The sequence below is a fragment of the Cohnella boryungensis genome, from assembly GCF_042651945.1.
In the GTDB taxonomy this organism is placed as follows: Bacteria; Bacillota; Bacilli; order Paenibacillales; family Paenibacillaceae; genus Cohnella; species Cohnella boryungensis.
On the sequence record NZ_JBHSED010000013.1, the window covers coordinates 264,946 to 284,234 of the forward strand.

The 19,289-nt window shown below is 55.0% G+C and carries 14 protein-coding genes; 4 read left to right on the plus strand and 10 right to left on the minus strand.

Annotated elements, in window-relative coordinates:
• Positions 1–20 precede the first annotated feature (20 nt).
• The 5 genes from ACFO1S_RS08960 to ACFO1S_RS08980 form a co-directional block, all read right to left on the minus strand.
• Positions 21–578: a glycerol-3-phosphate responsive antiterminator gene (locus ACFO1S_RS08960; RefSeq protein ID WP_378126629.1), complete on the minus strand. Its 558-nt coding sequence runs from the start codon at positions 576–578 to the stop codon at positions 21–23.
• A 247-nt stretch (positions 579–825) separates the two neighbouring features.
• Complete coding sequence (locus ACFO1S_RS08965) at positions 826–1,170, minus strand: hypothetical protein (protein ID WP_204602699.1); 345 nt, start codon at positions 1,168–1,170, stop codon at positions 826–828.
• 98 nt (positions 1,171–1,268) lie between these two features.
• Positions 1,269–6,368 (minus strand): S-layer homology domain-containing protein, encoded by a 5,100-nt coding sequence (locus ACFO1S_RS08970; RefSeq protein WP_204602698.1) that lies wholly within the window; start codon positions 6,366–6,368, stop codon positions 1,269–1,271.
• A 201-nt stretch (positions 6,369–6,569) separates the two neighbouring features.
• Entirely contained in the window at positions 6,570–8,870 is a 2,301-nt protein-coding gene (locus tag ACFO1S_RS08975) for an alpha/beta hydrolase (protein ID WP_204602697.1), read from the minus strand.
• A gap of 163 nt (positions 8,871–9,033) precedes the next feature.
• Positions 9,034–10,194, minus strand: coding sequence for a DUF3900 domain-containing protein (locus ACFO1S_RS08980; RefSeq protein WP_204602696.1), 1,161 nt, complete (start codon positions 10,192–10,194; stop codon positions 9,034–9,036).
• Between the two features lie 166 nt (positions 10,195–10,360).
• Between ACFO1S_RS08980 and ACFO1S_RS08985 the strand changes: the two genes are divergently transcribed.
• Positions 10,361–10,504 carry a DUF4023 family protein gene (locus ACFO1S_RS08985; protein WP_204602695.1) on the plus strand — a complete coding sequence of 48 codons (144 nt, stop codon included), beginning with the start codon at positions 10,361–10,363 and terminating at the stop codon, positions 10,502–10,504.
• 131 nt (positions 10,505–10,635) lie between these two features.
• On the opposite strand, the gene ACFO1S_RS08990 is transcribed toward ACFO1S_RS08985, so the two are convergent.
• Both ACFO1S_RS08990 and ACFO1S_RS08995 read right to left on the minus strand, forming a co-directional pair.
• Entirely contained in the window at positions 10,636–11,475 is an 840-nt protein-coding gene (locus ACFO1S_RS08990) for a DUF4362 domain-containing protein (protein WP_204602694.1), read from the minus strand.
• A 113-nt stretch (positions 11,476–11,588) separates the two neighbouring features.
• On the minus strand, positions 11,589–11,939 hold the full coding sequence (locus ACFO1S_RS08995; RefSeq protein WP_204602693.1) for a DUF3243 domain-containing protein: 351 nt from the start codon (positions 11,937–11,939) through the stop codon (positions 11,589–11,591).
• Positions 11,940–12,124: 185 nt separating this feature from the next.
• Here ACFO1S_RS08995 and ACFO1S_RS09000 point away from each other — a divergent pair, with 185 nt between their 5' ends.
• From ACFO1S_RS09000 to ACFO1S_RS09010, 3 genes are read left to right on the plus strand one after another with little or no spacing between them, the layout of a single operon-like run.
• Positions 12,125–12,862 (plus strand): hypothetical protein, encoded by a 738-nt coding sequence (locus ACFO1S_RS09000; RefSeq protein WP_204602692.1) that lies wholly within the window; start codon positions 12,125–12,127, stop codon positions 12,860–12,862.
• Between the two features lie 12 nt (positions 12,863–12,874).
• Positions 12,875–14,563: a vWA domain-containing protein gene (locus tag ACFO1S_RS09005; protein ID WP_204602691.1), complete on the plus strand. Its 1,689-nt coding sequence runs from the start codon at positions 12,875–12,877 to the stop codon at positions 14,561–14,563.
• An 18-nt stretch (positions 14,564–14,581) separates the two neighbouring features.
• The gene (locus ACFO1S_RS09010) at positions 14,582–15,721 is read left to right on the plus strand and encodes a toxic anion resistance protein (protein ID WP_204602690.1); all 1,140 of its coding nucleotides are present in this window, start codon (positions 14,582–14,584) and stop codon (positions 15,719–15,721) included.
• 76 nt (positions 15,722–15,797) lie between these two features.
• Here the strand turns inward: ACFO1S_RS09010 and ACFO1S_RS09015 are convergent, their stop codons facing one another.
• From ACFO1S_RS09015 to ACFO1S_RS09025, 3 genes are read right to left on the minus strand one after another with little or no spacing between them, the layout of a single operon-like run.
• Positions 15,798–16,163, minus strand: a complete 366-nt coding sequence (locus ACFO1S_RS09015; protein WP_204602689.1) for a response regulator — start codon at positions 16,161–16,163, stop codon at positions 15,798–15,800.
• 18 nt (positions 16,164–16,181) lie between these two features.
• Positions 16,182–16,679, minus strand: a complete 498-nt coding sequence (locus tag ACFO1S_RS09020; RefSeq protein ID WP_204602688.1) for a chemotaxis protein CheX — start codon at positions 16,677–16,679, stop codon at positions 16,182–16,184.
• Positions 16,666–19,251 carry an ATP-binding protein gene (locus ACFO1S_RS09025; RefSeq protein WP_378126632.1) on the minus strand — a complete coding sequence of 862 codons (2,586 nt, stop codon included), beginning with the start codon at positions 19,249–19,251 and terminating at the stop codon, positions 16,666–16,668. Before ACFO1S_RS09025 ends, ACFO1S_RS09020 begins: the two co-directional genes overlap by 14 nt.
• Between the last annotated feature and the right edge of the window lie 38 nt (positions 19,252–19,289).

Below are 19,289 nucleotides of genomic sequence, written 5' to 3' on the forward strand. Positions count from 1 at the left end.
TTATCCTCCCAAGCGCTTGTTTAAGGCTCATAGCTCCACATTTTTGCATTGCTTGTCGATACTGCAATCGCGCCTGCCCCGAACAGCGTCGGCAAGTCCTCCAGACCGTCAATAAAGCCGCCCAGAATGATGTTGACCCCGGTTTCCCTTGCGATCAGGCCAATCTTGGGATGGGAGTAGCTTGGCAGAATCTCAATATAGTCCGGTTGAATATGCTTTGCGGAATTGATGATGGTTTTCACGGAATGGGAATCGATGAGAAACCCCCGCTGTATCGCCATCAATCCGTACTTCTTGGCATGGTTAAGGGAAGAGGTTCGCGTGCTGATGACTCCGTCGATCTTGACCGCCTTGGCCAGAAAATGGAGCGATGCCTCGTCGTCCTTGATCCCCTTCACCATGTCGAGATGGAGGAATATCTTTTTCCCCGCCCGCTTGGCGCTGGCCACGATGCCCTGCAGCTGGATCAGCTCGCCCTCAAGCAAGAAGATGACCTCCTGCGGCGAGGCGAGCGCTTGCTCGAATTCCTTCATATTGCGAACAGCCGGTATAACCGAGCGCATGGTCAACAAGCCCATGTCCCTCCACCTTTCCATTGCTGCGGACTTTGTCCGGTATAGACCCCGCCCAAACGTCAAAAACAGCTGCCGAATCGGACACGGACTCGGGGAGCTCGCACCTCTCTGGCAGCTGTTCTCATCGTTCTCACAGCGATCGGATTTACTTGTAGGGTTCATTATAATTCATTTTGCAGCCTTTTGGAATATTCCTCTCCCTAAACCTTAGCCGGAAGAAATCGCCGTCTGAATGCCTAGCGGGCCTGCTTTATTGTATCCGATGCTCCGTGCTGTCCACCGTAAAGCCGACTCTCTCGGACACCTCGATCGTTAATGCGGCATTATCCGGCTCATAAGAGAGCTGGGGACAGCCCACGTCGCTCAGCCACCATTTTCTATGCTCGTCCCGCTCAGGATCGTCCTCATAGTAGAAGAAGTGGATCTCTTGAACCAACGCATTTAGTTCAGTCGCCATGTCCATGTCCACCTTGCCGATACGCAGTCTCCAGCCTCGCTCGCAAGGCTCAAGCGTAAAGGGAAAGTCCTGCTTGGACGTGTCGAATAAGGCTCGGCCAACGCCGCTCTTTGCAACCAGCTTTCTGTTCAATACCACGGCTTCTGCTCCTTTCCTTGTCGCATTCATCATAGCATAAAGGCCGGCATGGGGGATGGAGAAAAACAAAGAGGGCATCGAATGCCCCCCTTGAACGCTTATTGCGCGATTTTGTTCAACAGATTAGAGATGACTTGCACAGCCTCGGCGCGCGTCGCCTGCGTCTTCGGGGAGAAGAGGCTTCCGCTCCTCCCCTTCAGCAGGCCGTTGGACGCGGCTTCCATGACCGCTTCTTGCGCCCATCCGCTAATCTGCTTCCCATCCTTAAACACCGGATGTTCGCCAGACTCCGCCGTCAAACCTGCGCTTCTTAACGCCTTGCTCACCATAACGGCCATTTCTTCACGGGTGATCTGCTGAAGCGGCGCGAAGCTGCTTCCTCCTACCCCTTGAATGATGCCCCTCTCATATACCGCAGCCACCCCGCCGGCGTACCATGCCTGCGAAGGCACGTCGTCAAAATTCATCGAGGTCTGCGAAGTTAGCCGCAATGCTTTGGCGATCATGACCGCGAACTCCGCGCGAGTTACGTTATTCTCCGGAGCGAAGGTCTTATCGGCTACGCCGTTGATGATTTGCTTGGCAGCCAGCTCTTGAATGACGGCCAAAGCCCAATGCTTGTCCCCGATGTCCGAGAACTGCTTCTTGATCTCAAACACGCCGTACTTGCTGAAGTGGGGTACAGAAGCAACCAACTCATCGCCTTCCCACTTCCCGCCTGCATAAGTCAACCGCCCCTCATCGGAAATGAAATATATGCCCGTTAAGCGACGATCCACTCTCGCGTCCACCTTAAAGCGCAGGGAAACCGGGGTGCTGAATTGCTCCAGCTTCACCGTCGTGCCGTCCTGGGCTTTCAGAACCAATTGCAGCTCATACACCGGCCCTGCCGAACGGATGCCCTCGTTAGAGCCTTCAGTTACGCTTGGAACATTTGCCTCGCTTAATTCAACGGCCGACAACACGATATTCATGGCAGAAAGCCGCTTCGGTTCCACCAGGCTGGACAGTTGCTCGACCACTTCCGGCGGGACGGTGACAACCGCTTGGCCCAGCTTCACTTCCAACCGATTGCCTCCCAGCAAGGATGTGAGGCCGGACGGCAAGATAACGGTTTGGTGATCCGTTGCATCAATTTTTACTATCCCGTTGGCAGCCGCAGGAATATCCTTTTTCAGGACTGTAAGCGTATCTGTATCTTGGGCAGGACCTCCTCCCCCACCGCCTCCTCCTAAGCCCCCGACTGCGGGCAGAGTCGTCTTGACGGACAATACCGAGCTGGCAGGGGAGAGATTTCCCTTAGCATCGATCGCTTTGACCGTGAATGCATAGGTCGTATCGGCCGCCAGACCGGTTACCGAAGTGGAGGTCGCTCCCGTTGTGCTGCTAACCAGCACGTTCCCGCTATAAATTCTGTAGCCGACCACGCCTACATTATCCGAGGATGGCATCCAGGATAACGTCATGCTCTTGTCGGTAATCGAAGCTGCAGACAACCCCGCAGGAGCGGTAGGCGGAACGCTGTCTTCCTCGTTTCCGACCACGAATGCTTTAGTCAGCCTGATTTCCTTGTTCGGTCCGACGGGCAAGCTGAAGATAAGCGTATACGTACCTGCGGCTAATTGCTTCTCAATGAGAGTTCCACCATTCCAGGCCATATTCTCGTCCGTATACAAGGTTTGATTTTGGCTGTTTTTGATCGTTACTTTGCCGGCTGGATAATAGGTCGAGCCGTTAACGATATTACTTACGCTGATAAGCTTCATTTCACCGTTGACCAATTCCACCATCACATTCAACCGCGTATTTCCGTTGACTGTGCCTTGTTCCAGCTTCAAGCTAGACTTTGCCGCATCGATTTCGCCACCAAAATCGATCACGCGGTCGCCTTGCACGTTAATCGGCTCCAGGGTTTCCCATGTGTAGAGCCATGGCGTTTCGCGCGGGGGCGTTTCATACGTGACCAAAACGATCGTTTGCAAGCCTTCAGAGAGAAATAGTTGATTAAGCATCCGTTTGTCATCGAGACTATAACCGACCCCTCCCCATGAAAGATACTCCGCATGAGAAATCGAGAAACTTAGGAACGGATACCTATCTTTGAGCTGCACTTGGTGCATGTTTAGTTCAGACACCGTCACCTTGCCTGTAGATGGATGTACGGACAGTCTTTTATAGATATTAAACCCCGACACCGCGATGTCATACCCCGATAACTGTGCCACAAACTCCCCCGGGGATGTGAGTAATTGAATTTCTTGGGGATACGCGGAATAGATTTGGAATGGCGTACTGTAGCCGGCCACCGGCATAAGGTAGAACAGGTTGATATTCCAGACTGCGAATGGCATCTCAGCAAACGAAGGGGCAACACTCACTAAATCAGAAGCTACAGGCACACTATTCAGGTTAATCAGCTCGCTGCCCGTCATGCGGACTTGATGATAATAAATCCGGTTCGGCCTACCTGTTGCGACTTCTTTCAGTCTTATGGCCATCAGAATCACGTATTCAGCAGTCGGCTCGATTGCATCGGTGTCCTCGATAATCAGCTTACCTTCATGAGAGATAGCGGCACCTAGAAATTGAGTCTCGCCTGCAGCATGGGTCCTGATCTCGACATTATTCCAATAGTTCTGAGTGTCAAAGTCATACCCCGCCGGAAACGCGATAGGAATAACCCTCTGGTTGTTCGGCTCCCCGGGCAGCACCTGAACGGCTATTGCTCCCGACAACTGGACAACCTCCTCGGGGAAGTGCTGCTGGACAAGCTTAAGAACGTAATCCCCCGGTTCGACCGAAGCGCTCCATTCGAACGGCGGCAATTGCTCCGTAATCAACCGGTTGCCTACCGGAAGATTTTGCCCGTCATATAGCTGGTATTCTAGTAAAGGCGAAGACACGCCCCCAATGAAATTCAACCCGAGAGAAGCTTCCGATCGGCTCAATTCGCGATAGACGATGCCTTCCCCAGTGTTTTCAACCGTCATGAGCGACTTGCCATCAGTCTCCTGGACCTCAAAGGACATCACAGGTGAGGCAAAGCCTTCGTTCGATAATCCTTGAGGCTCATGGGACACGCCAACAAGCCGGTTGGAGTCTTCGTCCATAAAGGCTTGCAAGACACGCTGTCCCGATACCCCCGCTAGAAGCTGCTGAGATGTATCACCTCGAAGGGCTCTCTGAAAGGACAATCGCTGGTTCGTCAAGCTATTCAAGGTCTTATGGAAGGAATATCTATATCCATCCTTAAGAACGGAATACTCCGTTTGTACCGACTGACCTTTCGTCACGTAATAACTAGGCTTGGGTAGCCCCCCATTAACGGATACTCTAGAATCCTCATACCCTCGGGGCGCTGTCACCTTAACCAGCTCATCCATCAAGTCTATCGTTTCTCCCGATGCCGTGCCTAGCCGTTCACTCTGCAGATAGTAACCGACATCGCCTGCCGGGTACAAATAGGCGGAGGCAAGCACCGTCTCATCCGTCTGAACAAATACAGATGCCCGTTGCTGATTGTCAAAAGGGATCGAGACCGGCCAGGTCAAGTTGTATTGCCCTTGCCTGATGAACATATGCAGATAACTGCCCGGTTGAGCAAGCTCTGCCTGATAATTCAATTGCTTCAGGGAGTTCCTGGTCAATTTTAATTCGGTCTGCGCCGAGTCAACGGACTGATGATAGACGACCCCTCCCGACTGCCCGCCGGAACTTCTCCCCGTCACGACAACCTCGTAATCCTTGCCCGCCAGCAAATATCCGCTAGGGATAAACAATTCTCCTTGCGAAGTCGCGTCCGCTTGGTATTTGAGCGACGGAAAGTACACTCCTGTCGCAGGCTCGGGGTCGTTAGCATTAAAAAATGTGTTCTCATAAAGGAAGACTTGCGCATCGCGGAGCGGATTTCCGGCATCGTCCTCCGCTTCTATCGTTATTCCGTTCGTATTCGGTTCATCCGCGTAGCGAATAAGAAAGGTTTGAGCCCCCTTGATCGGAGCGGCTTCATTCGAATAGCTGTACGAAGCTTCGATGCTGTATTGCCCGGGCTTCAAGACCGGGGCGATCTCTTCTGAAGTTCCCCAAAAGCTGCCTGAAAATTGCTTAACCGTTTCTCCCCGCCCATTCTTGATTGTGAATAAGACTGAAGGTCCCGTACCCGGGCTTGGACCATAGTCATGGACGAGATTAAAGTCGCCCCTCTTGATCGAGATGCTCGTACTTATTCGGTCCTCTCTAACGTATAAAGAATTGAACACTAATTCGGGCGCTCCGAAGTCAAGCGACTTCGCGGCAGAAACCTCCAATTGCTGACTCCAAAACAGCGTGCTTGAGCCTTCTTCTTGCTCGATTGAAATCTGGTAAAACCCCTTGGATAGTCTTAACTGATTTACCCCGGAAAGCTCTATTCCTTCAATCTGCAGTTTTCCTGACTCCGAGGGTAGCGCAATGGGAATTGCAGACGTAAGGTCGGCCTCTTCGATAGCGATACTCGTCGCTTGCTGAATAGAAATCGGCTTCCGAATCACATATCCCGTATTGTTTTTCTTGCCGAAAAACTGGATGTCGGCCAGTCCGGGCTTTACAAGCAGCGTAAACTGTCCTTGACCGTGCGCATCCTGACCCAGCAGCATAGAGTAAGTGATCATACCTGCGGGCTGCAAGCGTAGGGTTGGATTCGAATACTCTTCGAATGCTGATAAATCCGCATTAACCTGTACCGCATCTGCAGAAATCGGCCACTCTTCCTTAACCAGCCACTCCTCGCCGCTGAGCACAATTTGATCTGCATACGAAATAAAGTGATTAGACCCATCAAGAGACACATATTTTGCGTTTAGTTCTATGGAATATTGCGAGCCTGAACGAATTGGCGCCTGGTTCAAGTCTATTTGACCTTGGGACAAGGTTATCACGAATATTCCTGCGCTCTGCTCCGACACTTCCCTGAGCAAGGCATGTCCGTACATGAATTGGTACCCAGAGATTTCCCCCAAAGGAATGACTCCGGCTTGCATCCGCGCGCTGCCGGAAGGTAGCTCCAGAGGCGAGGCCGGCAAATTCTCCGCAGTCGACTCCGTGATAAGTTGCGTTTCATTCGTTTCGGGAGCGACGCTTTCCTCGGCCCCTGCCATCGGCGAGAATAATCCGAATAACATGCCCACCGCCATAATTACCGCTAACAGCCTTGTTTTCATTGCTTCATCCTCCAGCTTGTATGTTGCAAATAGATAGATCTCCATTAGTTCCAGAATTACCCAAACAAAACCCGTGACTATTGTACCACATCCCCGCCTAATTAACGCCGCTTTTACAAAAATACAATAAAATAAGAGACAGCGCCGTTCACGGCAGATTACCGCCGCAATTCGTCGTTGTCTCTTCCTCTTCACGCTCTCTTATCCTCCTGCTATCCATCCCAGACTGTCCAGCATCACCTTGCCCGGTCCTTCACGGAAATAGAAAGTCAGGCTCGCCCATCGGGACGGATCGAATCCGGGATTGGCTGCGCGGAACTCTTCCAGCGGCAGCTCGTAGGTCTGATAGACCGGCTCTTCTGCATCCTTAAACTTCCCTTTGGCTACAATCTCCTCGATTCCCGGCAACCAAGTGAACCTGGTCTCAACCTGAGGCTCCGCCTCCATAAATTCGTCCAGAGGCAGCCGGGCAAAGTTCCCGGAATCATCCCTCAGCTCGATCTCAATCGCCAGCGGCGTCTCCATAGCCGACTCCAGCGCCTCAATCTCCTCCGGCTCCTCCTCGTTCTCGATTTGCTCCTCCAGGTCTCGTGACATATTGGCCAACGAAAACATGAGAATGCTCTCTTCGTCCGCATCGGCAAGACGGACGGAAGCATCGTCCAGCTTAATCGTATACGAGCCCTCGTCCTGCCATTCCAGCAAGACGCCTCTGTCCGACTTGGCCTCTCCTTGACGATTCAGGGCATTCACATGCCGCCAGTCGCTCAGGTCGGTCGCCTGCGCGGTTGCCCCCGGTGACGGAACCTCGCGATCCGCTCCGCTGAAGTCCGCAAGCAAGCGGAAATCCCCATTCTCGTATTGATTATAATATCGGGTATCGGGAAGATAGCCCCCCGCCGTCCGATAATCTCTGAATAGCGGCTCGTAGGCAGCCTCATCCAGCAGCACCGTCTCCGCGAAAGCGGCCACGTAGACTTCGGCGATCATACGCTGGTCCTCCGCGGGGAGCAACGCTTGCGGCCGAATGAACAGCCCTGCCGGCAGCGCATTGTCCGACCGCCCCCAGGACGTGTTGAACTGGCTATGGTTGGCGTCCTCGATATAGAGCGATGCTTTGAAGGCTGAGTCATGGCTAGGGAAGGATACCCGGCCGTACTGACGATCCCCGTAAAAGTTGACCAGATCGGCGTCCTTGGCGCCTTGCAGCGTCAAGTACGAAATATCCCGAAGCTCCGGCCGTTTGCCGTCCACCTCGGTATCCGTCGGCGCGAGCGCAATCACCGCCTGAATCGCATAGCTATCGGATGGGGGCAGGCCGGCGTCGCCGGTAAACCAGCGGCTCGCATCCGCCGCCATGGCCGCGGCTTGACCTCCCCGGGAATGGCCGAGCAGCGCAATCCGTCGGAAATCGATACGCCCATAGAAGGGAGACGTCTCCTGCAGGGCATAGGCTTGAAGCTGTTCAATATGCTTCATCATTAGCCAGGCTCTGGGCTTCATATCTTCATCCGGGATACCCGACCAGACGGAATAATTCAGGAAATTCTCGTCTATCGATACCGCTGCAATGCCTTTGCTGGCCAGCAGCCTCCCGAGATAACCGTAACCGTCGTCGGAGAAATTCTCCATCAGATGATTGCCGTGAACCATCAGCACGATCGGAAACGGCCCCTCGCCCTCGGGCATCCACACCCTTCCGTTCAGGGGAAGCCCGGCTTCGTCGAAGCCCCAAAACTGCTTTCTTAGCCACGCCCAGTTGTTAATATAGGCCGATGCGTCGACGGAAGCGGACACCAGATCGGCTTGTCTGCCGAACTCCTCGCGATGCTTGTCCTTGCCGCTGGCATACGTAAATTCGCGATAAGCAAAGCTTCCCGGTTCGGATGGATCGGAGAAAAGCGGAGGCTCTTCCCTCTGATCGCCCTCGGCCGTCCTTTGCGCGGCATCGTCAACCCCCGCTCCTCCCGGCATGAAGCGCTGCGGCAACCCGGACCATAGCAACGCCGCTACAAACGCGAGCACCGCCGCCAGTCCGAGCGCGCGCCGAAGTCCCCGCCTGTCCAATCGTGCCATGGCGCCTGCCAGCAAGCCCGCTCCCGCTGCAGCCAGCGCACACGCCGCAGAGTACAGCAGGGAAGCCTTCCACCCCAGCTCGGAGAAGAACAAAACAACGTACAGGAGCACTCCCGTATACAGCAGGCTTCCGACCGTCAGTCGGGGGACCCTGCATCCGCAGATCGCCAGCAAAGCGGCTATGAGCCATGAAGCGACAGCCATGCCCATCGTGTTAAGCGCTATGCCTGCTGTCACATCGAATGGCTTTCCTAGTCCCGTAGGCATTCCCATCGCCGCCGCAGCGACGGCTGCGCAGGTCAGCAGCCAGAGGGCCGCGATAGCGCCCTTCCATACGCCGCTATCTCTTAGGTGCAATCCGGCAAGTCGGTTCCTGAGCCGGCTCGTTATTCTCTTGGATTCGGTAATCTCATATTCAAGGTTCATAGCTCCGCCTCGTTAAGACTGTTCTATCCCGATTATACTCGGATTTCCGACGGTTCACGAACTCCAAATCCTGCTTTCCGGCTCCGCAACCAAGTAAAAAGCCGTGATCGCGAACGCGTAATCTGCGATTCGCTCCATCAACGGCTTCCTCATAGGCTCTTGTTCAGTCCAGGGACGGCGCTTCGCCGCTGCCTCTTCTCCGCACGCCGTTGCCTACGCGTTGCAGAACCTCCTGCATCTCCTCCGGGTGCAGCAGCTCGATCGGGGACACGCCCTTCTCGAATTGGAAGGAGTCTCCTTCGATGACGACGACATAGCGACCGTTCATGCTTGCGATATGGATATTATTTCCGTAATCGTCCATATGCCCTTTAATCAAGATGTCGTCCAGCTTGAACTTCAGCTCCAAATCCGGCTGCAGCTCAACGATCTGCTTCGTTGCTTCCATGACATGCTCATGGGACCATTTTTGCTGAAGCTCGCGTTTCTCCCCGGCCGCCCAGATGTCGAACTGCTGCTTCTCCTGCCTCAATGCCGCAGCCTCTTCGGTATCCGCCGCGGCAGGCTCTACGCTCTCGTCCCCGCTTTCGTAGTACGGGATGTCCGCCGCCTGCCATTTGGTCTCGATATACTGCTGAACCATGCCCATGACCTGGTCCGCAACGATCTCCGGCTTTGACTTCTCGTAGCTGACATATTTCAGGAAGTCCTCGAAATATCTCGCATGGGACGCTTGATGAATTTTCAACTCCCACTCCTCCAGCATTCCTTCCTCTGGCATGTGCGGGTATTGAATCGATTTGATATTTTTCGCGTTAATGGCCATCTCGACCTGGGAGATCAAGCTGCGTTCGTCGGATACCCGCGCGATCTTCGACTCGAAGTCGCACTTGAACAGAAACAGAAACGGGTCGTCGTAAAGCTCGTTCAGCTTGGCCGTCGCCAGCACGAACGCGCCGCCTCTGACCGAATTCGTATCCATATACAATCGAAGCACATCATCGCTGCAGTAATGAAATTCGTTCTTGTCCGCCGCGGTTCTAAGCCGCTGGAACAAATTATAATTCGGATTGCTGGTCAGGTCGTGGCCCGGCTCCACCACGAATCGCCCAATCTTGGTCGGCACGTTCTCGGAAGCTGCGTTCACCTCCGCCTTTCGCTTCGCGATCCGCTTGAATTCTCCGTCCAGGAACGCCTTCAGCTCGCTATCCTGATACTCTTCGTGCGACAGCGTCTGGTAATGCTTATATTTCTTGGGACCGTCCGGATCGGACCCTTCGTTCTGTATGACGAAGAAAGATAAATACTGCACGGCGAATTTCATGTCGGACTCCCTGTCGTGAATGAATTAATAAAGCCTATCCGAATCTTATCAGTTTACATTCGCCCTCGGCAAGGGATCAAAGATCGTAAATATTCATAATTAGATTTGGCTTTGCGTGGAACCCTATACAGGTAAATCCGATGATCAAGGGGGACCTGCACTACGCATGGACAACACGCATGAGTTCGTAGAACAAGTGAAAGCCACCCAGGACAAAGACAAGCGCAACCGCAGCCGGCAGAGACAGGGCGATTCCAGCGAGAAATCGAGCAAGAAGCTGCCCGGCAAGCAGCACGGCACCAACAAATAAGGCGCTGCATCGGCGGCAAAACAGGTTAAGCCCCTGCGCGCCTCTTGGGCGCAGGGGCTTGCTCTTCTCCGGCTATTCCTCCGTCAGGGACCAATGTCTCGCCTCCATGCCGCTTGCATACCGATGCGCTCTTATTCCTCGGTCTCCGCTGTCGAGAACCGAAACTCCAAGCCTTCGCTGTCGCACTTCGACAAGCTGAACTCCGTCCCCTCTTGATCGAGCGCCTTGCAATAAGTCGTGACGCGCGTCGGGGTGCCGAAGCTATCCATTCTGTTGTCGTAAGTATAGCGAATCGCTTGTCCGTCATAAATCAAATCCCTGAAGATCGGCTGTCCTTCAATGGTGTATTCGGTAATATGGGCTTCGCCGGACGCGCCGCCTTCCTGCACGCTCTCCACGAATTGTTTCCATCGATCCAGGTTGGACTTCCGACCGAGCCCCGCCACGATATCCCCGTTCGCTATCGCTTGCTCCCGCGTATAGGCAAGGGAGCGAATCTTCTCCCGGAGTCGGTCGGTATGCTCGGCAGACAAGGTATAGCCCGTTCCGGTCGCGTTGACGTAAGTATATAGGCCCGTACTGCCGGGACGGTCTCCCAGCCAAAGATGAAATCCCCTTTGTCCTTCTTCATCTGCGAAAGAGAGGTCGTACTCCGGTATGCCGATATCCAACATCCCCGTCATTTTCTCCGCAGACCGGAACGCCTCCCGGAACAATGCCAGATCCTCGGCATTGACGAACGAGCCGAGCGCCGCGGGGTAGACCTCCCCTATGCTCTGCGAACGGCTTACCGTAACCTGGCTTATCTCCGCCTCCTCCCAATCGAGAGGTTGGAACGTATCGTCGCCATAATGCTTGGGAACCTCGTTGGACACCGTGCTTGGCTTCGGCTCTTCCGTCCGTTGCACAGCGCCGCAGCCTGTTGCCGCAAGGAGACAAGCCAGAACTCCAATCCACATCGCTCTCTTCATCTCTTCAGCACCTCCTGGTCTTAAGACGGTACAAACCGGCTGCAGGTTACAGTCGAATCCAAAAAAAGAAGCCTCGTTCGCAGTGGAACGCGGCTTCTTCGCTTCAGCACGGATTAATGGGAACGCTCTCCCTGAGCCAGCCTTACGAGCATGTGGGCCAGCATATGCCGCTCCTCTTTCGTTCCGAGCTTCCACAGCTCCTGCAGCAGCAGCTCTTCGTTGTTGCGCGGTTCCTCGTGTCCGGCCAGATAATCGGCCACCTTCTGGGCGATGATCGCCATTTGCTCCTCGCTCAAGCCGATGCTCTCCGCCATCCGAATCCTCCGGTTAAGGTAACCTTTGAATTCCTCGAAATTTCTCAGAATCCGTTCCTTCTCCGTAGGGTCTATTCTCGCGATCGCAGCTCCTACCTTGCTCGGGTCGATGCTGCCGTCCTTGTCCACGACATGGTTGTCCTCGGCCATCCGAATCCCTCCTTGGCGAATGTGACGTGCTTTATCATTTTACCCCTAACCCTGCCGCTTGAACCCTGGAAGCTGCCATTCGCCACCTCGCCGGACAATGGAAGCTTGGTTCATTTGCCGCCGAGTGGCAAGCCGAGAGGAACGTCCGCATAAGTATAGAGGAGGACGGGAGGGGGGAGCATCGATTGGGCATCGCCAAATACATAAAGCTCGCGGGATTGCTTATCGCGGTCGCCGCCGCGAATATCGTCGTGCTCTCTCCCGGATTTATCGGGCTTCGGCTCGACGGGACTCCTCTCTCCGCCGCGCTCGGGGTCGCCCTGCTGCTGGCCAGCTCGCTCATTCTCGCTTACGGGTGCTACTCGCTGCTGTTCCAGCCTCCGATCGCCCTGCCTTTGAAGCGGATAGAGACACACGAAGACTACGCCGAGGCTTTATCGCATTTTCGCAGAGTAAAGGCGCTGGAGAGCGATATCGCGCTTGCTCTGGACCAGCTTGACCGAATTCGCAAGAGGCTGGGCACGCTGCTGACCGTCGTGAATCAAAGGTTCGACGCCGGCGAATTAAGTCATCGGAAATTCTCGTCGGTGATCCTGGAAGTAGAGAAGCTGTTCTATCTGAATATCCGAAGCCTTCTGAACAGGCTGAGCGTATTTGACGAATCGGAGTTCGAGCGCGTCATGGGGCGCAATTCCGGCCGCTTCCCCCCGAAGCTCCTGCAAGAAAAGCGGAATGTGTACAACGATTATTTGTCCTTCGTCAAATCCTCCCTCGGCGCGAACGAGGAAATTCTGCTGAAGCTCGACAAGCTGCTGTTGGAAATCTCCCGCCTGGACAGCTTCGAATTCCAGGACATTGAAGGGATGCCTTGCATGCAGGAGATCGATTCGTTGATCAGGCAGACCAAATATTACAAGCCTTGAGAGGTGAGCAGCATGCACAACAGAGCCCGTTTTTTTCTCGTCGCAGGCGGTCTGATCGCGATTGTCTTCCTGCTTGTCTATGCGGGAGTGAGCCTAACCTCCAATCTGGGCAAGTCCAAAGCGCAGGTAAGCGCCGAAGATTCGGTCAAACGGCTTCTCAAGCTGTATTCCCGCATCGAGGTGACGACCGAGGCTCCGATTAAGGGACCTATCGATCTGAATCCGGCGAACGTAGCGGAATCGTTGCCGGATATCGCGAAATTCTCCGTCTCTGTGGACAACGCCACTCCCGATTTCGTAGAAATTTTCTCATCTACGGAAAAATCGGGAACGGGCGTGGATGGCTGGCTGAACAGCGTCGCGAACGATTTCAACCGGGCCGGCATTCAAATCGATGGCAGGCCCGTCTCGGTCAAGCTTCGCAATATCGCGTCCGGCACGGCAGCGGACTATATCCGTTCCGGCAAGTACATCCCCGACGCCTACACTCCGTCCAACGAGCTGTGGGGAGAAATGGTCAAAGCAAGCGGCGTCAAGGCCGAGCTGATCGCGAATCGGCTTGTCGGCAACGTGCCGGGCATCGTTCTGACCCGCAGCAAATACGATGAGCTGGTCGCTCAGTACGGAACGGTGAATGTCCGCGCCGTGATCGACGCCGTTGCAGGCAACGGGCTCGCCATGGGGTATACGGACCCCTTCGCCAGCTCCACCGGCCTTAATTTCCTCGTTGCCGCGCTGAATACCTTCGACGGCTCCAATCTGCTTGGAGACAAGGCCGTTCAAGGATTCGAGCAATTCCAGGCCAATGTCCCGTTCATTGCCTCCACCACGCTTCAAATGCGGGAAGCGGCGAAGTCCGGCATGCTCGACGGGTTCGTCCTGGAGTATCAAACCTATGTCAACGCCGCAGACTTCAAGAGCGGCTACGTATTCACTCCTTTCGGCTTCAGGCACGACAGCCCGCTGTATGCCCTTGGCGAATTGCCCCGAACAAAGCTGGACATCCTCCGCGAATTCGCCAGGTTCGTCGCGCAGGACCGCTACCAGCAGTCCGCGCGGGAAAGCGGCTTTAACGGGCTTGAGGATTACCGTTCCGAGCTCCCTCTCCCGGAAGGCGGTCTGCTGTCTTCCGCACAAAAGCTGTGGAAAGAAAAGAAGGACGGGAGCAAGCCGATTGCGGCGGTGTTCGTGGCCGACGTGTCCGGGAGCATGGCGGGCGAGCCTCTGAACCGTCTCAAAGAGTCCTTGCTTCAGGGCCAGAAGTTTCTGGGCAAGGACAACAGCATCGGGCTTGTATCCTATTCCCGCGATGTCTCTATCCGCTTGCCGATCGGGAAGTACGATACGAACCAGCAGTCCATGTTTGTCGGGGCGGTGAACAGCCTTCAGGCGGGCGGCGATACGGCGACGTTCGACGGCATCGTAGTCGCCTTGAAAATGCTTCAGGACGAAATCGCCGTTAATCCCTCGGTTAAGCCGCTCATTTTCGTTCTCAGCGACGGGGAGACGAATGCAGGCTATTCCCTGAAGGACATCAAGGAGCTGATCGAAGCCTACGGAGTTCCCGTCTATACGATCGGATACAATGCCAATATTCAAGCGCTCGAAAGTATCTCCCGCATTAACGAAGCCGCGAGCCTTAACGCGGATACCGATGATGTGGTCTACAAGATAGGCAATCTGTTTAACGTGCAAATGTGAATATTAAGGAGGGTTATCATGTCCTTTTCGATGGAGGTCGTCAAGCCGGAGGAAATCAAGGCGGCTATTGAACAGGAGGTTGCTCCTGTCCCCGAGGAGCTGACCAAGCTGAAGGAGACAGCCGAGTCCAACGTCGCCGCCATTATGGCGCTGGACATCGATTCGCTGGAGAAGCGGAGGGAAATTCTGCAATCGATCGATTCGTTCGGCTTGAGCACCTTGAGAATGTCGACAGGCAAAAACGCTTTGCTGCAAATTTCGGTCGGCAACCTGTCCAAGACGGGTGACGAAGGCGGACCGGTGGCCAAAGGGCTGACCGAGCTTCAGACGCAATTAAAGGATTTGGACCCCAGTATCGTCGACTTTGCGAGAAGAGGGTTTCTCGGCAAGCTGTTCAACCCGATTCGCGCTTATTTTCTCAAGTATCAGAAAGCCGATTCCGTCATTGCGGACATCGTCGTCTCTCTGGACAAAGGACGGGCGACCCTCCGAAACGACAATACGACGCTGGAGATCGAGCAGCAGGCGCTTCGCGACCTGACCAAAAGACTGCAGCAGGAAATCCGGCTGGGGATGATGATGGATGAGCCGATCGCGCAGCAGATCGAAGCCGCCAAGCTCCGCAATGAGGATCCCGACAAAATCCGCTTCATTACCGAAGAGGTGCTGTTCCCTCTCCGTCAGCGGATCATGGACATTCAGCAGATGCTGGTCGTCAACCAACAGGGAATTATGGCTATCGAAGTCGTCATTCGCAACAACAAAGAGCTGATTCGCGGGGTAGACCGGGCGAAAAATGTGACCCTGTCCGCCTTGAAAATATCCGTAACTGTCGCAAGCGCTCTCTACAATCAAAAAATCGTCCTCAAGAAGATCGAGCTGCTTAACCAGACGACCAACGATTTGATCGCCGCCACCTCGAAAATGCTAAAAAATCAAGGCGCGGAAATTCACCGGCAATCGCTTGAAGCGAGCGTCTCCGTAGATACCCTGAAACAAGCCTTCGCCGAAGTGCTGGAAGCGCTCGATTCGATCAGCGCCTACAAGCAGGAAGCGTTGCCGAAGATGCGCGAAACGATCGATCAGTTCAGGGCGCTGGCCGATGAGGGGGAGAAGCAGATTCACCGTATGGAAAAGGGGCACAAGCTCGGGCTCTGAATCGAACCCCGGTCTGTCTAGCTTCGCGGCAAATTGCATGAATAAGGCACCCTCGCAGGGTGCCTTGGCGGTAATGCTAATTTTGCAACTCTACCTTGTTCACGATGTCCAGGAAACGAGCCTTGTCGATAGGCTTGACTACGTAGGATTTGGCTCCCAGCTTGATGGCGTCCAGCACCTGCTGCTTATGTCCGATGGCGCTGACCATGACAACCTTGGCCGCAGGATACGACTTCAGCAGCAGCTCGAGCGCTTCAATCCCGCTCATCGTGCCCATGCTGATGTCCATCGTGACGATGTCCGGCTTGGAGTTGACGTAATTCACAAGCACCTCTCGCCCATCGGCGGCTTCCGACACGACCTCATGTCCTCCGCTCTCCAGAATCGAGCGGATATTTTTCCTCATTACGGCCGAGTCGTCGACAATCATGATTTTGGCCATATCGTCCCTCCATGTTGTTCAGTGTGAGTTGAGTATCGTCGCAAGCTCCGACTCCTGCTCCATCGGGATAAACATGATCTGAAAAGACCCCTTAGCCGTGTCGAAGAATTGCGTGTAAGGCTTGGCCGATCGGGTTCGAATCTCGGCCTGGCGCGCAACGAAAATAAGCGGGTTTCCCAGATAGATTGGCAAGGGTACGCGTTCCGTCAAAGCATTGCCGCAGATCACGTTGGAGAGCTCCGCCACCACTTCGACGGCATAGTTCTTCGCTTCCTCGTCCGTCACCGGATCGATCATGTAGCTTCGGGTCAGCTCCAAGGCCAAGCCCGCCTCGAACGTCACGATGACGCCCCCTTGCACCGCTCCGCTGATCTGAATAAATGCCGTATAATCGTCCAGATTGCGCTCGGGAATTGCCATGCGAGAAGTTCTCGCGACGGGAAACCCGAGCTTCGTTACATTATCGTCCGCAGATAAGGCCAATTCCGCAAAAAAATCCGCTTCACCTTGTCCCACCGGGTACATCCTCCTCTATAGATTCGTTTGCTTCGAGCGGAAGGCTGAACGTAAACGTCGTTCCCTCGCCGGGTACGGACGCAACCTCGACCGAGCCGCCCAGCTTCTCCGTCTCCTCTTGCACCGCCGACAAGCCGACGCCTCTTCCCGAAAGCTCCGATACCGATTCGGCCGTTGTCATCTCGTCCCGGAAGATGTATGCGATCAGCTCTTCGCTCGTCAAAAGGCGGGCGGCCGACTCGGCAATGATTCCTTTCTCCACAAGCCGTTCTCGCAAGCTCTCCGAGCGGATTCCTCTGCCGTCATCCGAGATGACGACGATAAGCCGATCGCCTTGGCGCCCGAATCGCAGCGCCACCGTCCCGCACGCTTCCTTGTTCTGCAGAAGCCGCTCCTCCGAGGGCTCTATCGCATGAACGACGATATTGCGAAACACATGGATCAGCGACTGCGCGAAAGGCCGAAAACGCTGGGGGTCGACCGTCACGTCCTCGCCTTCCAGAACGACCGGGTTCAGCGGTATTCCTTGCCGCTCCGCCGCGGTCTCCAGATAGTCCCGATAATGCTCCACCAGTCCGCGGAACGGCGTATTGCGCAGCTCCCTGAGCTCGGAGAGCAGTTCGCGATGCCCGGTAGGGGCCAGCGCCTCCGCCAGCTTGTTCTCCAAGCGTCTCCACGCCCCGCGCGGGATCGACAAGGTGCTCTCCTGATTGCGTTGATACAGCATCTCCTCGCCGAGAATGTCCGTTAACGCCTTCAGATCCTCGTCTACCCAAGTGTGCAGCTCCATGATCCGAAACTCGCGCAGGCTTTCCTCTACCGACTCGTAATCCGGACTCAGCCCGATTAAGCGGATTCGCGCTTGCAGCTCGGTCTCCAATGCGTGAAGCCGGGGGACGATAAGTGGAAATTGGAGCATCGAGAAGCTTCCCTTAAAGGTATGTATTCTTTTGTAAACCGAAAGCAGCCGCTGTTCCAGTGGCAGCGGGCTTCTCAAGGCATCGACGATGCCCATCTCGCAGAACCGCCTGTATTCGGTCAGAATCTGGTTCGTCTCCTCCAGATGCGTCACGACCTGTACGACCATCTGTTGGTTGGCCCGTTCTCTCGCTATCTGCTCCTCGATCATTCGCCGCTCGGTTATATCCGTAAGGATGACCATCAGCTCGGTCGAGCTCCCGTCCGTCCCTGAGATAATCTTGTACTCCGCGCTTATGACGAGCTCCTGAAGATTCAATTCCTCGGGAAGCAGCGAGACGACCATCTCGCGCTGGAGCTCGTCCTCCTGGACGAAGACCTCCGCAGCAATGTCGGCCAGCAGCTTCGCTTCCCGCTCGTTGTCCGGATAGATCAGCTCGGGGAAGCTCGCTCCGGCGATTTCCCGACCGAAGAAGCGGACACAAGGCAAGCTGTACTCGTCCCCGACCCGCAGATCGGAGTGAACGGTGAAGAAGCCCTGCTGAGAGTAATTCAATAGATTCTGAAGCGCAGCCGTACGCGTCTCTACCGTGAGCTTAAGCTGCTCGTTCAAGCTGCCGATTCGCCCGAAGGCTTGCAGCAGCTCTTTATCCGATTGCTCGACGTATTTCGGAATGTCGTCAACCTGCTTGCCCGCCGCAACCTGCTCCAGCATGGCCGTCAGGTGTCGAAGCGGACGAACGATTCGGTTCCGCAGCAGATAAGCGACCAGAACGAGCAGAAAGGCGAGGCCGAATGCGGAATACAGCGCGAGCTTATTCAAAGCGCTGACCGTTTCCATGGACGAGCCCGATTGGCTTTGCGTATAGAGTCTGCCGATCGTCCTTCCGGTCATGTCCTTAAACGGAACAGCGGACTGGGTCACGGACAAGCGGTCATGTTTGACGAGCTCTGCCGGCTCTCCTACCGGAAGCTTCCCGTAAATCTCGCGCAGGACTTCCAAAGTCAACATGTCCGTGGAGGACAGAAACTGGCCGGAAGCCAGCTCCAGCGCCAGCTGCGCCTGAAGCGTATCCTGCACGCGAGCCATATCCCGTTCGTTCAGATAATGTCCCGTTACGAGCAAACCCGCCGTGCCGTTCTCCCCGGTATCTCCCGTCACTTGCGATACGGCCACAACCGCCAAGCCTTTGGACGTATCAAGCAGACCGGAGAAGGTCTTCTCCTCTCCGAATCTTTCCAGCAGATGCGGAACCTCGATCCGGTTCTGAAACTGCTCCACGTCCCCGGCCTGGACGAGAATTCGCCCCTCCAGATCCGCTTCCGCGACGAAGTCGATATTCGGAACGACCCGGGGCATATCTCCAATATTCCGCTCCAGCCATTCCATGTCCCGGCTGAGCAGCGCCTGCCGATTGGCTTCCCAATAGCCATTCGTGATCGTTACGCCCAGGATCGTCTCTCCCAGCGACTCTATCGATCTCTGCGCTACGTAATTGGTCTGCAATTCTTTCTCGTAGGCCGACTCTTTCAGAGCGCCCGTAATCGTAATATAGAAATAGGCGGTCACGGAAATTCCGGGGAGGACGACAAGCAGGAAAATCCATATCATCATTTCGGAAGTTAAGGAACGCCGTTTAGAGCTGTGCCGCACGTGGAACTAGCCTCCTGCACGTTTGTCGAAACGCGTTG

What these genes read in the sequence shown, in the direction of transcription:
- ACFO1S_RS08960 (WP_378126629.1), bottom strand. Translation starts at nt 578, where the DNA reads ATGGGCTTGTTGACCATGCGCTCGGTTATACCGGCTGTTCGCAATATG.
- ACFO1S_RS08970 (WP_204602698.1), bottom strand. Translation starts at nt 6,368, where the DNA reads ATGAAAACAAGGCTGTTAGCGGTAATTATGGCGGTGGGCATGTTATTC.
- ACFO1S_RS08975 (WP_204602697.1), bottom strand. Translation starts at nt 8,870, where the DNA reads ATGAACCTTGAATATGAGATTACCGAATCCAAGAGAATAACGAGCCGG.
- ACFO1S_RS08980 (WP_204602696.1), bottom strand. Translation starts at nt 10,194, where the DNA reads ATGAAATTCGCCGTGCAGTATTTATCTTTCTTCGTCATACAGAACGAA.
- ACFO1S_RS08985 (WP_204602695.1), top strand. Translation starts at nt 10,361, where the DNA reads ATGGACAACACGCATGAGTTCGTAGAACAAGTGAAAGCCACCCAGGAC.
- ACFO1S_RS08990 (WP_204602694.1), bottom strand. Translation starts at nt 11,475, where the DNA reads ATGAAGAGAGCGATGTGGATTGGAGTTCTGGCTTGTCTCCTTGCGGCA.
- ACFO1S_RS08995 (WP_204602693.1), bottom strand. Translation starts at nt 11,939, where the DNA reads ATGGCCGAGGACAACCATGTCGTGGACAAGGACGGCAGCATCGACCCG.
- ACFO1S_RS09005 (WP_204602691.1), top strand. Translation starts at nt 12,875, where the DNA reads ATGCACAACAGAGCCCGTTTTTTTCTCGTCGCAGGCGGTCTGATCGCG.
- ACFO1S_RS09010 (WP_204602690.1), top strand. Translation starts at nt 14,582, where the DNA reads ATGTCCTTTTCGATGGAGGTCGTCAAGCCGGAGGAAATCAAGGCGGCT.
- ACFO1S_RS09015 (WP_204602689.1), bottom strand. Translation starts at nt 16,163, where the DNA reads ATGGCCAAAATCATGATTGTCGACGACTCGGCCGTAATGAGGAAAAAT.